At 64.8% G+C, this 12,506-nt stretch carries 8 protein-coding genes and 2 pseudogenes; 7 read left to right on the top strand and 3 right to left on the bottom strand.

Annotated elements, in window-relative coordinates; translation table 11 throughout:
* Positions 1 to 429: pseudogene (locus tag AB5S17_RS22980) on the top strand (hypothetical protein); the annotation flags it as partial.
* 5 nt (positions 430 to 434) lie between these two features.
* Positions 435 to 776: pseudogene (locus AB5S17_RS22975) on the top strand (DDE-type integrase/transposase/recombinase); the annotation flags it as partial.
* A 67-nt stretch (positions 777 to 843) separates the two neighbouring features.
* Here the strand turns inward: AB5S17_RS22975 and AB5S17_RS22970 are convergent.
* The 3 genes from AB5S17_RS22970 to AB5S17_RS22960 all read right to left on the bottom strand — a co-directional run bounded on the left by AB5S17_RS22970 (position 844) and on the right by AB5S17_RS22960 (position 5,664).
* Entirely contained in the window at positions 844 to 2,751 is a 1,908-nt protein-coding gene (locus AB5S17_RS22970; protein ID WP_369243515.1) for a UvrD-helicase domain-containing protein, read from the bottom strand.
* On the bottom strand, positions 2,748 to 5,135 hold the full coding sequence (locus tag AB5S17_RS22965) for an AAA family ATPase (protein ID WP_369243514.1): 2,388 nt from the start codon (positions 5,133 to 5,135) through the stop codon (positions 2,748 to 2,750). Before AB5S17_RS22965 ends, AB5S17_RS22970 begins: the two co-directional genes overlap by 4 nt.
* 214 nt (positions 5,136 to 5,349) lie before the next feature.
* Positions 5,350 to 5,664, bottom strand: a complete 315-nt coding sequence (locus AB5S17_RS22960) for a hypothetical protein (protein ID WP_369243513.1) — start codon at positions 5,662 to 5,664, stop codon at positions 5,350 to 5,352.
* A gap of 737 nt (positions 5,665 to 6,401) precedes the next feature.
* Between AB5S17_RS22960 and AB5S17_RS22955 the strand changes: the two genes are divergently transcribed.
* The 5 genes from AB5S17_RS22955 to AB5S17_RS22935 all read left to right on the top strand — a co-directional run.
* Entirely contained in the window at positions 6,402 to 7,346 is a 945-nt protein-coding gene (locus AB5S17_RS22955) for a hypothetical protein (RefSeq protein WP_369243512.1), read from the top strand.
* Between the two features lie 150 nt (positions 7,347 to 7,496).
* Positions 7,497 to 7,919, top strand: coding sequence for a hypothetical protein (locus AB5S17_RS22950; protein ID WP_369243511.1), 423 nt, complete (start codon positions 7,497 to 7,499; stop codon positions 7,917 to 7,919).
* Positions 7,920 to 8,182: 263 nt separating this feature from the next.
* On the top strand, positions 8,183 to 10,726 hold the full coding sequence (locus tag AB5S17_RS22945) for an AAA family ATPase (protein ID WP_369243510.1): 2,544 nt from the start codon (positions 8,183 to 8,185) through the stop codon (positions 10,724 to 10,726).
* The gene (locus tag AB5S17_RS22940) at positions 10,726 to 11,061 is read left to right on the top strand and encodes a DUF6634 family protein (protein ID WP_369243509.1); all 336 of its coding nucleotides are present in this window, start codon (positions 10,726 to 10,728) and stop codon (positions 11,059 to 11,061) included. The genes AB5S17_RS22945 and AB5S17_RS22940 overlap by 1 nt, the downstream gene beginning before the upstream one ends.
* Positions 11,062 to 11,964: 903 nt before the next feature.
* Positions 11,965 to 12,506: hypothetical protein (locus tag AB5S17_RS22935; RefSeq protein ID WP_369243508.1), on the top strand; the 542-nt coding region annotated here is incomplete at its 3' end.

Raw genomic sequence — 12,506 nt, 5'->3', positions numbered from 1 at the left:
TCCTATGGTAGGTCACGTGGATATCCTCATTGCTTGCTCCGTGGTCACCACACCACGCCGCAAAACAACGATCTCACCCCCAGCCCGCAAGGCGGCTCACGCCGTAGGAATACGCTGCAGATCCTCTGGGACGAGTACCGCGCCGTTCATCCCGCCGGCTACGGCTACAGCCGCTTCTGCGAACTGTTCCGCAGCTTCGAGCGTCGGCTCTCGCCGACGATGCGCCAGGAGCACGTGGCCGGCGACAAGGTCTTCGTCGACTATTCCGGCAAGAAGATCGCCATCGCGGATCCCCGGACAGGAGAGATCCGCGAGGCCGAGCTGTTCATCGCCGTCGTCTGTGCATCGGCGTGGGGTCTCGACGCCGATCGGCACGGTAAGCCACTGATCATGTTCGAGCGGGTGGGGTCATCGCGCGGAGCCGAATGACAGTCCGCTTCGGGACGCCGCCCGGTCAGCAGGCGCAAGTGGATTTCGCCCGTTTCCATGCCGTCTTCACCGACGAGCCGTCGATGCCGAGGATCGTCTGGCTGTTCTCCTTGGTACTCGGCTACAGCCGGCGGATCTGGGCCCGCTTCGTCGTCCATCAGGACCTGGCGACGGTGCTGCGCTGCCATGTCGCCGCCTTCGAGGCGCTCGGCGGCGCTCCTTAGGAGATCCTCTACGACCGCATGAAGACGGCCGTTCTCGGCGAAGCTGAAGTCGGCGGCATCGTCTACAACCGTTCGCTCATCGATCTGGCCCGGCACTACGGCTTTCATCCCAAGGCTTGCCGGGCCTAGGCTCTCCAGCCTAGTTTAACGGTGCGCAAAGTCGACCTCCCGCAGGACCACTCCCCGGTTTCTAGGCGATTAGTTCTATCTCGCCTGGCTCGAACCACTCCTGCCGTATCATCGCGTCGCGTGCCAGCGTCGGATCAGCAGTGTAGTAGACGACGGCGAGGCTTTGCTCGGCGCGGCTGCAGGTCACGTAAAATAGTCGCCGCGTCCGATCGATGGTCGTCTCCTTCCCGGCCGCTTCATTCTCAAGATCCGTCTTGCTCTTCGCCTTCGTCGCGAAAAGCTTGTCATAGGCGAACATGAAGCCACGGGCTTCATCGTCGCTAACGACAACCATTACCCTTGGAAATTCCAGCCCTTTTACCCCCTGGTGTGTGTCGAACTGCGAGACGCCACGAACGTAGCGATCATATCGCTCGATCTGGTCGAAGGGCGCCTCAAGTGCCAACCGCCAACCGCCCAACTCGCTTTTGACATCGACTTCCTCTTCCTGGTCGCCAGCGTCACCGGCGGCGCCAATCTCGCCTTCCGCGGCGACGGCATCGGCGGCGGAAAACGGGACCAGCACCTCGGGGATCGTGAAGAGGTTCGTTTCGGCGACATAGCGCAAGACCGAGCGTGCGGTTGGCTTCTCATCCTTGTTCACCAGGGCGAGCAGGCCATCGCAGGCATCCTTGACCTTGCTGAGAATGTCGACCTGCTTCTCGCCGGCAGCTTCAAGCGCTTTGCGCTCGAGGAGTGGCGATGTGCGCCGAACGACTGCTGCGACGGCAAATCGATCTCCCGCGCGCAGGGCCGCGACCAGCGGCAATATCTCTCGGGTGAAGAGTCCGATGCCCGCGCCTGTCCCTTGCAGAAAGCTCGTGCGGATGCGCTCGACCGCATAGAGCGGCTCGAAGAACTGTTCGAAGCCAAAGCGGCGCGCGGACATCAGGTGCTCCAGCGCCAGCGTCTTGACTGCTTCGGCTCCCTCCGCCCAACTCGGATCGCCGGTGATCTCCGCCATTCGTGCAGCGACGGTGGCCTCAGCCGCGCTCTTGTCAGCTATCGCCTGTGAGATGACGAACAGCCGAACAACGCCCTGCTCCGCATCGCTGCGCGGCTGCTGTTCCTCTCCATCCTCATCTCGTCTAATTTTGTTAATGAGCCTGATGACCCGTGTGGGGCAACGATGGTTCATTCGCTTCCTCGGCCTGGCCCAGGCCTGCGGGATCGCCTCCGCTAAACGCTCCTTACCGTCGGCGTAGATACGTTGCATCGTGTCACCGAAAAGTCCCAGGCAAAACGCCTCGCGGTATCCCGCCTCAACATCAAGCAGCGCGTCCATGAGCCTCCGGCTCGTATCCTGGCTCTCGTCGATCAGCAGGATGGGGAAGCGGGTCACTAGCAGCCGGCGCAAACCAGGCTTTGCACTGAGAAAATCGGCGGTCATAGCTATGACCTCTGCGTGGCTCAGAGAGTCCCGAGTCCGGTTGTCGCCGGTGGGGCTGTAAACGAATCGCGTAATTTCGGCGAGGTTCTCGCGGCGACGCCGTTTGCTTTCTATCGAGCGAGCGCGGTCCGACGCGGCTTTGCTGTTTGCCCGCCCCTTCGCCTGTGCTTCTTCCAGTTCGGCGATATCCGCAAGAAGCCTGGTCGACAGCCATCCCCGAATATCCCCGTCATAGCCAGCAATCAGCGACCACGCGAACGCGTGAATGGTCGACACCTCCACGCGAGGATCGAACTCGAGCCGTTGCTTGATCTCGTCGCAGGCGGCATTGGTGTAAGTGATCACCCCGATCTTCTGACCGGATAGCGATAACCGCCGGCCCTGCTCCTTACACACCATTCGGATCGCCTCAACGAGCGACCGCGTCTTGCCCGATCCGGCGCCAGCGTAGAGAAAGAAGCTCCTCGGCTTCTCAATGTTCAGGCAGGCGAGGATCGCTTCATCGGCTTCGGAATCAAATTTGTCGTCAACCGCGCTCATGCGTCGGCCCCTTCGATTTCTGCGACGACATGCTCTTCGACCGGCGGGTTAACCTCGACCTCTTCCTTGGGCGGCGCCTCCTTAACCAGAGGCAGAATCTCAACCTGCTTTTTCTTGAGTTGAGCGAGTAGCCACTCAAGGCCCTCCTCAATGTATCGCGGCACGATGATCGTGTCGAAGTTCTCAACCTCCATCACGTCAAGCGCAAACTCGGCCTTCTTGCCGTTCTTGAGGGCGAGGTACATTTGCTCGCCGATCGCGGCTGCCCCGCCACCATTCGCGATCGCATCGCGAAACTTACGGACCAGGCCGGTGCCATCCAGTTCAGAGAAAACGCTGAGGTTCTCGAACGCCAGCGCATCCTCAAACGTATACGGATATGCGACCTCCGGTCCCACGATACCTGGCGACGTCACACCCAAAGGGATCTGATAGGCGGCCCGTACAGCGAATAGCGGGTCGTCGTCCTCATGCAGCGTCTTCGTGCCGGCATCAGCTCGCATGAGCTCATCAACGTCGTCGAGCTTTGGCACCCATGTCTTCAGCGTCGCATTGTTGGTTTTCTGGCCAGCGCCTTTCGCGGGTTGGACGGAGGCGCCGCCCGTTCCATCCAGAGTATCCAGGTCGGTGATGATCAGGGTCAGTAAACCGAGGTGATCAATCAAAGGCTTGAGACGGTGCGCGTGGCTTCCGCCGATCTCAAGCAAAGTGATGTAGCACTGGTTGAGCTCGTCGTAGTGCGCACGGATGAAATTGGGGACGAGCATGCGTTCCGCCGGTCCTTCCACCAAAATGGCCGCGTCGGCGAAGAACAGATCCGCGTGCTGTGCCCGAAGATATCGAGTCACGAAACGCTCGGTTTCGCTTCCCGGACCAAAAACCTCCGACAGATTGATAACGGTGGAGACTGGCACTTTCGCGGCCATACCCGCAGGCAGTCGCCGGAAATAGCGCAGGCACGAGAACGACGTCTCGTGCGCGACATGGCTCGAGTGGGTGCTAACAACCAATTGGGTGCGCAGCTTTTGGCTGTCACCGAGGTCCTCGTGCGCACGCAGCACGGCATAAGCCTTCTTGATGAAGACTTGCTGGACCTGCGCGTGCAAATGCGCTTCGGGTTCCTCGACTAAGACGAGATGGAGTGGCTCCGTCGTGGTCACTGACGCGCCGGTTGACGCCTTCCCGACACGCATCCAGGCGTCACGAAAGCTCATCAACCGGAATATCATCGAGATCAGGTTTTGATAGCCGAGGCCGTTATTTGCCTCAGGCAACCGCAACACGGGCGTCGTCGCGCCGTCCTCGGCAATGACGTCTACCTCGAAGCTGATTGCCGCGGCGTGGTTGAGACCGTCGATAGCTTTCAAGCGTGTCGAAACGCGCGGGCGCGGATCGGTCACGCCAGGATAACCCATACCCTCGACCTCGGTGAACGCCGCCTTGAAACTCTCCGTCAGCCGCTTGTCGAACGCGTCCTGGGCGGCCTCTATCGCCTGCAAAGCGCCAAGATCCTTCGGATCAGGTCCCTTCGTCGGGTCGAGGTGCTTGGCGTAGTAGCTTCTTAGCTGGTCGGACAGGCGACTGCCGCTCGCCGCCGCGGGAGCATCATCATCCTCCGCAGCCTGCTGCTCCTCACCGAAGCCCCTCTGCGCCGGTATATCATGAACGCGGATCAAGCCGCTCAGCGGGTCGCCATCGATCGGCCGAGAACCGCCCGGAAGGACCTGCGGACGCGCCAGAGATTTTGCAGGAGCGACAAGCTGACCCGGATCCAGCGAATAGGCCCGAATGGTGAAGTGCGTTGACAAACGCTTGCTCAGGAAATCGATCAGACTCTCGGGCCAGATCGTCAGCTTAGGCGGAGTAGCGGGTGGATCAGCGTCGGGATTCTCCGCCGCAGCGGCCGCGATGGCTGCCGCCCTCATCGTCTCGGCATCGCTCACCGCACCCATGTACTCCTTGTACAAGAGCGCAAGGTCCTTCGGCTCGTAGCGCAGCCGGACGCCGAGCCTGCCCCCTTCCCAATCCAAGGTCGGGATGAGGTCGCGAACGTGGTGCAGCTCCCCCGCTTCGACGTGCAGCCACAAGTCCAAAGTCGGCAATACGCTAACCCAGGGATCAATGACTAGATCGACGATTTCCTCCGCGTTCCGGGCAGCTATCCACGCCTCGCCCAAGGCAATGATCGTGGGCCAATGGCACAACGTGAAATCGTGCAATTCGAACGGACAGCGACGCGGCGACAGAAACCGGCGTAGCGCGAGCATCGCTGATGTCTTGCCGCTGTTGTTCGCTCCAACGAAAAGCGTAGTCGTGTTCGAAAGGTCGACGCGCGTCGACAACAACTTTCGGAAATTGGCGATCTCCAAAAATTCGATATGCACTGGTTGTGCCTCCCGCCGGGTGTGCTGCAACCCTATACCATTGCGAAGGAAACGGAACGGTGGGGGGCGCATCGCTGTCGGCCGTCGGAACGAGCCCCTACGTCCGCTTCTGGATGGAGGAGAAACGTGCCTGAACGACCGCCATGGGCGCATTGCTGACTTCACGCACCCGGCCAGGCGAAATATACTCCTAAGGGAAACGCGTCTGCCGGCATCATTCGATGCCGCCGTAACCGCCAACGGGCAAGCTCTCCTCGACGTCTGCGTCGGCCTCGAAGCGGAGGAGCCAGCACTCATTTCTCCCGGCCGCGATTGCCGCAGCAATGAACGCTTCCGAAAATCCTGCGGTCCGCAACTCCGTGGCCACCTCGTCGCGTGTCTCCTCATCCATGAGCGTAGCGGTCGAGACGATCCAGCCATGCTCATAGGCCATGTTGTCGATCGGCAGGTCATCGCCGCTATCCAATAGCTCGACATCGCCATTGGTGAGGTGCGCGGTTGAGATGTCGAGGAAGCGCAGGATGTTCATCTGGTCGTGCAGTCCGCATTCGATATGTGAGGGAGAGGCTATTAGCGGTCCGCGGTAAGCAATCCGTTTGCTCGCTTGCCGATCATTGCGAGCCCGATGTTAACCATGCTGGCGTCCGGACATCGCCGGCGCCTTGCGATCGGCGGTTGAAGGCGTCAGGTTTGGGTCCGGGCAGCGGTGAGCCGTTGCCTTCAACAAAGACGGCCCCCGCTGGTGCGGCAAACACCGAACGAGGGCCTGACCCGCAACCTGTCTGAGAGGTCTTGGGCTATGACGATCCATATCCGCTTCGTCCCTTCGTGGAAAGTTCTGGCAGCGATGCAGGGCGCCCTGCGCCGGCAGATGGACGCCCGCGTCATCCCCTCAGCCTGATCGCTGCGACGTCGCCGAGCGGTTGCTGAACAGGCGTCCGCTACCGCGCCACCCGCTTTCCATCCTCCATCCGAGACGATCCGAGCCGTTCCCGGGGCGGGGCTAGTCCTGCTCGCTACGGACTCGCCATACCTCCGCTCGCCGTCGCGGTCGGTTCGCCGCCTGCGTTGCCGAGCAAGGCACGACGTCGATCGTCTCCCTTCGAAGGGACTTCCATGAACCGTTCTTCCCACTCCGCTCCGGCTCGGCCGGGTGCGGCGCCGCTCTCCGACGCCAGTGCGTCTTCCGCGGCTTCCACTTCCTGCCTTGCCGGGCGCTACCCCTGCCGGATCGATCCTGAGACGATGGCGGACGAGCTGGGCCCATTGGCCCTGAGGGCGGTCGGGCTTGTCGCCGCAGCCGTTCCGGCGCCGGACGCGATCCTCGGCAGCTTCATCGGCATCGCCGCGCTGATCCGCTCGGTCTCCTTCCAGGAGGGACGGCTTCTCGAGGAGGCGATGATCGCCATCGGGCGTCGCAATCCGGATCTCGTGGTTCTGGGCGGCGGCGTGCGCCTGCCGGTGACGCCCGCGGCGCTGGAAGCCGTCGCGCACAACCGCTCGGGTGCGCTGAAGGGGCTGTCCCTTGACGCCGATGCCAAGGCGCGCAGCACCTATGCGCCGGACATCGTCACGGTGAACCGGCGCTACCGCTCGGCGCTGGTCATCGATGTGAAGCGCTCGCTTGCCTCCTATCTCGCCACGCACCGCCTGAGCGAGTTGAAGACGCGGATGCTGGCGGCCTCTCTGATCCTGCCGGACTGGCTCTACAAGGAGAAGAAGCGCCTCGCCGTCGACAGCGTCGGCATTGCCATCGTCGACGGCTCGAGCGGCACGAGCGACCATGAGGCGGGCCTGTGGAGCCTTGCCGAGATCGACGATCTCCTGGAGGTCGATGGCGCCGCTTCCGCGATGATGCTGATGCGCGAGCGCTTTGCCGCCCGCGTGCAGGAGCTGATCGAGGCCGAGATGCTGCGGCTTGCCCGGCCGCTGGTCGAGGCGGAGGCGCGGGAAGAGGCCCGGTCGGGAGGTGCGAGCGACGCGACGACCGGGCACGATGATCGCGGCGCCGACTGCGGCGATGGGGACGAGTTCGCGCCGGCGCCCGCCATTGCTGGCGCTGACGATGGAGCCGACCGTGCCGGGGCCCGTGGAAATGATTTCCACGGTCGTTCGAACCGAAGCTCGGCGACGGCATCGACGGCCAGCGCGCCATCGCGATCCGAGCGGCTGATACGCTTCGGCTTCGCGCAGCCCCGCCTTCACGCCTGAGGGTGCCCGGCTAGCCGTATGAGCTCGGCCTGAACCCCCTGCCGAGACGCCGCCGGTTAAACGGTAGCGCCAGCTTCTCTCTTCCTCTCTTGACCGTGCCATCGCTGACCCGCTTTGCCGGGCGGCGGGGCGCGCAGGATCTGCTCATCCATGACCAAGTCTCCCTCAAATGATCACCACCGCCCGACCTCCGGCCCGGAAAAGACGCCAATCCCATTGCGCGGCGCCGCAAAGGCCCCCAAGACGCCGCACCCGGCTCTGTCTTCGGCGCTGCGCTCCGCACATGGCAGGCCGCTCGTGACCGATGACCGGCTGACCGAACTCGCCCGTTCCGTCGGGGCGCGGCGTCACGGTGAGACAAGATCAGACTCCGGCACGTTGCCGCTCCCCGACGCCGCGCTGGTCGTCAGCCTGGCAATCCAGAGCGTGAAGCAGATCGGCCGTGTACCGATGCCGATCCGCGACGCTCTCAGCCGGCTTGCCGTGTCGGGCGAGCCGACCTCGCAGGTCGTGCTGGACTGGCTTGCCCGGCGCGGCCAGGGGCGGTCGATGCCGGGGAGGGGCGCCCGATGACCCAGCGGCCTCTCTCCAGCAAGAGGAACGGTCAGGAACGGGAAGACCCGGAGCGGAGCAGCCGGGACGCAGCCGCGGTCGGCGCGGCCGTCTCATCATCCGCTGCCGCTCCCTCGGCTCCGGCTCCGTCCGCTGCACCGGCTGCGGTCTCGAACCCCGGTCCGGCACTGCCACTGTTGGCATCGGCGCCGGGCGCGGTGAAGACCGACGCCGGCAATGTAGCGGCCCTGCTTCTGATCGAACGGGCTTTGGCCAAGGGCAAAATGGACCGGACCGAACTCGAGCGTCTCTGCCGCATGCCGGGCGCGATCGTGGCGATCCATGCCCTTGTGGACGGGTTTGCGGAGACCGCTTGCAAGCTCGTCGAGAGCGGCGCCGTCCTGCCGGGTCGCGTGGAGGCGGTCGAACTGACCCGGATCCGGCTTTCCACCAAGCGGCCATTCTCCGGTGACGACGATCCGGCCTGGCGCCTTCTGACGATGACGCTCGACAGGACGGGCCAGATCGTCCTGGACGCCAAGGCGTCCGGCGGCAGGGAAGATGATCTGGGCGACCATCTCGCCTATGCCGCCCGATCCGGTCATCCGCTGATCGTCCTGTCGGAAGAGCCCGCGTTCCCACCGCTCCTGCACCTTGCCGCCCACCACTGCCTCGCTGGCGGCATGCTGGATGCGGCCATCGTCGCGCAGACGATCGCGATCATCACGGGCCACGCCGCGGAGGAGATCGAACGTGCGCTCGCAAAGCTTCCCCGTGACATCGAGCTGAACCTCCTTCCGCTCGCGGATCTGTCGCTCTGCATTCGTGCCGGCCTGCCGCTCGGCCGCATCGTGGCGCTGCTCACGCAGCTCGGCAGAACGGCGACGGAGGCGGCTCGCGCCAGGGCGGCGGAGGACGCCGCCGAGAATGACGATGATGATGCCGAGGACGACGACGAGGATGAGGATCTCGGCGCCAGTCGAACATTGGGACGCACGCAGGGCTCGATCCGGGACTCCACGCGAACGGTCCAGGCTAGGGCGAAGGGCGGGGGCAACCGCACCTCCCGCAGCAGCGATCACAGGCGCGACGATCGCCAGGATGTGGGATCGACCGTCATCGAGCCCGAGCCGTCCTGTACCGACTCGAGCATGACGGTGGAGAATCTGTCCGGCTACGGCAAGGCCAAGGACTGGGCGCTCGACCTCAAGGCCGACCTCGATCTCTGGCGGGCGGGCGAGATCTCGTGGCGAGAGATGAGCACTCGGCTGCTGCTGTCGGGTCCACCCGGAACGGGGAAGACGACCTTCGCGCGGGCGCTCTGCAACTCGCTCCAGATCCCGCTGCATGTCGCCTCGGTGCAGGTCTGGCTCGAGCCCGGCTATCTCGGCAGNCCCGGAACGGGGAAGACGACCTTCGCGCGGGCGCTCTGCAACACGCTCCAGATCCCGCTGCATGTCGCCTCGGTGCAGGTCTGGCTCGAGCCCGGCTATCTCGGCAGCGTCCTGAGACGCATGTCGGCGGCCTTCGAGGCGGCCGAGGCGTCGGCGCCGGTCATCCTGTTCATCGACGAGGCCGACGCCATTGGCCGGCGCCAGCCGGACACCAAGGACTATGCGGACTACTGGAACTCGATCGTCAACCGAATGCTGGAGCTGATGGACGGGGCGGTGAAGACCGAGGGCGTCATCGTGGTCGGCGCGACGAACCGCCCGGAGGCGCTGGATGCGGCGCTGACGCGCTCCGGGCGTTGGGAAACCGGGATCGCGATCCCCAAGCCCGACCGCGCGACGCTTGCCGCGATCATCGCCCACCATCTCGGCCCCGATCTCGAGCGGCTCGTCGCTGGAGGGGAGCCTGGGGATCCCGCGCCCCCTGACACTACCTCAGCGCAAAGGGCGATCCTCGACCGCCTCTCGCGCGGGGCGGTCGGGCGTACCGGCGCCGACATCGAGCGGCTGGTGCGCGAGGCGAGAGGCCGCGCCCGGCGCGAGAAACGCGCCCTGACCCTCTCCGATCTCCAGACGGCGCTGGGCGCGGAGAAGCCGCAGCTTTCGCCGCAGCTTCGACGCCGCATGGCGATCCACGAGGCGGGGCATGCCGTCATCCGTCATGCCCTGAAGCTCGGCACGCTCCTCGACCTGTCGATCGAGGATGAGCATGGCGGCTATGCCGTCACGCGCCATGATCTCAGCGTGGAGCAGGACGAGAGCTGGATGACGGCGCATCTTGCCGCGATCCTCGGCGGCCGAGCGGCCGAGGAACTGCTCCTCGGCAATGCCGCCAGCGGCAGCGGGGGCGATCACTCGAGCGATCTGGCGCAGGCGACGCAGCTCGCGCTTGCCATGGAAGTGGAGTTCGGCTTCGGCAGGGATCGTCCGCTCACTCACCGTAGCGCCGCCATGGCGCAAAGCCTGCTCCTGCGGGCGAGCCCGCTCGCCGAAGCCGTGGAGACGCGCCTTCAGGCCGCGTCCGCGCTGGCGAAGAGGACGCTCGAGGCGCATCGCCCACTGTTGCTTCGGTTGGCCCAAGCGCTCCAGGCGGCAGGATCGCTCGACGCCAGCGAGATTGCCGCAATCCTCCATGGCGCGCCAGACGACGCGCCCTCCACGCTCGAAGGGGAGGCGACGCCGAAGCAGGGCGGTCCCGCCAACCCGGATGGCATTGATGGCGAGGCTATTGCCCGCACCGCAACGACGACGCGGCCGGGCGATGAAGCCGATGGAAGGGAGAGTGCGTCTTCGCAGGAGCGCTGCGACCGTGGCGCGGGAGGAGCGCACGCGCAGGAGCCTCTCGGCAACAGCGGGGACAAGGAGTTCGGCGTCTGATGGTTCTGCACATCCCTCCGCATGGGCCCATCGAGGATATCGGATCCGTCGTCGAGCGGCTGCGGGACCTTCTCGCCGATCTCGAGCAGATCGAGGCGGGTTGGCGTCCGACGCCGCGTGACCTGGCAAAGGCGCCACGCCTGGACGACTGGCGCGTCGGCCACCGTGCGGTGCCCTGCCTGACCGGCGTCGTGGACGGGCATCCGGTGATACGGGACGGGCGACACGCGCTCACCTCCGATCTCTGGCTGATCGCGCCCGACCTCGGCTTTGCCCGCACCCTCGGACGCTTCTATCGGCTCGGTGTCCCGTTCGACGAGACGGGGCGCCACTGAGCCAAGAGACAGTGCTCCCCTGGCGCACCAGGAGCCCTGGACCGTGCACGCACATGATCCGGGGCTCATCCATGGTGATCGCCATCACCGCCGACGTGCCGGCGCTCTATCTCGCTTCGATGCGCATTGCGGGCAAGCTGTTCTGCCTCGTCTCGAGTTGCGCATTCCCGTTACCCCCGGTCCAGACAGGCGTTACCGGGCCATGCGCCCGCGTTACCAACCTCTCCGCAGGCGTGACCGAGCCCGAGTTTTGCGATTCAGGAGCAAACGCCGTTGCGCGTAGGCTCTCCCCGGCAGGGCGGGTGAAGCAAGCCAACGTCCCGGCAGGTCGAGATGACCCGAGACAGGTTGCGCATTCGCGTGACAGGGCTCGAGCCAGGCGATTCAGCGACGCCCGCCAGCGTTGCGCGGCCGCAGTCGGGCGATACACTCTTCGAGACCGATGATACGCCGGCAAACGCCGTCAGCACGGGTGGGATCGCGCAGCACGTCCAGAGCAGCTCCCGGACCGCCTCTTCAGCCGCGACAAAAAAATTCCGGGCGCCCCTCTCACCGCTCTTCTTCCTGGTCCGACCGAATACGGTCCTGGGCAGAAAAACGACTTCCACCGCCCTGCGGATTGGCCGCTTCCGAGCGAGATGCCTGTCCGGCGCCCCGCGTCAAGGGCCGCTGCAACTGGGCAGGCAAGTTGGACAATCGACATCTGCAAGCAAGATAGTTCCGATGGAAGAAGGCCGGCGTCTAAAGCGGTCAGTCTATGCGCGATTAGCCGCCACATTGCGCTGTATAGCCAAGACAATATCAAGCATTACTGCAGACACCACTTTTGACGGCTTCATCGATACCATGTATTCTGGTGTCTGGCGTCGCGATTGGCGCGGCGCATGCAGGAGAGTACATAGGATGGACTACGAAGACGCGGCGATCAACATGAGCGAGGCCGGGACCGCCCCGGGCGCGGCGGCGCAGGCGGGCGACGCTCCCGCGCCCCTCGCGCGCGTGAAGGAGACGATGGTGACGGAAGAGGTGAGGACGCAGGCGGCGGCCACCACCGGGTCGCGAGCGGCCAGGGAGCTGAAGGCCCGCAAGAAGAAGAAGGCGTCCGCGAAGGCCGGGAGCCAGACGAAGAAGGGGAAGGGAAGGAGGAAGAGGAAGGAGCCGTCCGTGCCGTTCGACCTCGAGGCGCTGCCGCCCGAAGCGCTCGAGATCGCCCACACCAGCATCGCCACGGTGCATGAGATCGGCCGCAAGACGACCGACAACCTGTTCGAGCTCGGCGCGGCCTTCGAGGCGATGGCGAGCGTCATCCCGGACCCGAAGCACTGGAAGGCAGCGGTGAAGACCCACTGCGGCGTCACCGCCAGGTCCGCCAACAACTGGCGGCGGGTCGTCCGGGTGCTCGGTCACCGCCGCGAGGTGCTGGTCCGGCACCAGGTGACGCCGAC

Origin of the sequence: Jiella sp. M17.18, assembly GCF_041027365.1 — a bacterium.
GTDB lineage: Bacteria > Pseudomonadota > Alphaproteobacteria > Rhizobiales > Rhizobiaceae > VKMB-3413.
Note: the sequence above shows the minus strand (reverse complement) of the source record. Positions and strands in the feature narration are given on the sequence as shown.

Coding starts and splice junctions, on each gene's coding strand:
- AB5S17_RS22970 (WP_369243515.1), bottom strand. CDS start 2,751: ATGAGCGCGGTTGACGACAAATTTGATTCCGAAGCCGATGAAGCGATC.
- AB5S17_RS22960 (WP_369243513.1), bottom strand. CDS start 5,664: ATGAACATCCTGCGCTTCCTCGACATCTCAACCGCGCACCTCACCAAT.
- AB5S17_RS22950 (WP_369243511.1), top strand. CDS start 7,497: ATGACCAAGTCTCCCTCAAATGATCACCACCGCCCGACCTCCGGCCCG.
- AB5S17_RS22940 (WP_369243509.1), top strand. CDS start 10,726: ATGGTTCTGCACATCCCTCCGCATGGGCCCATCGAGGATATCGGATCC.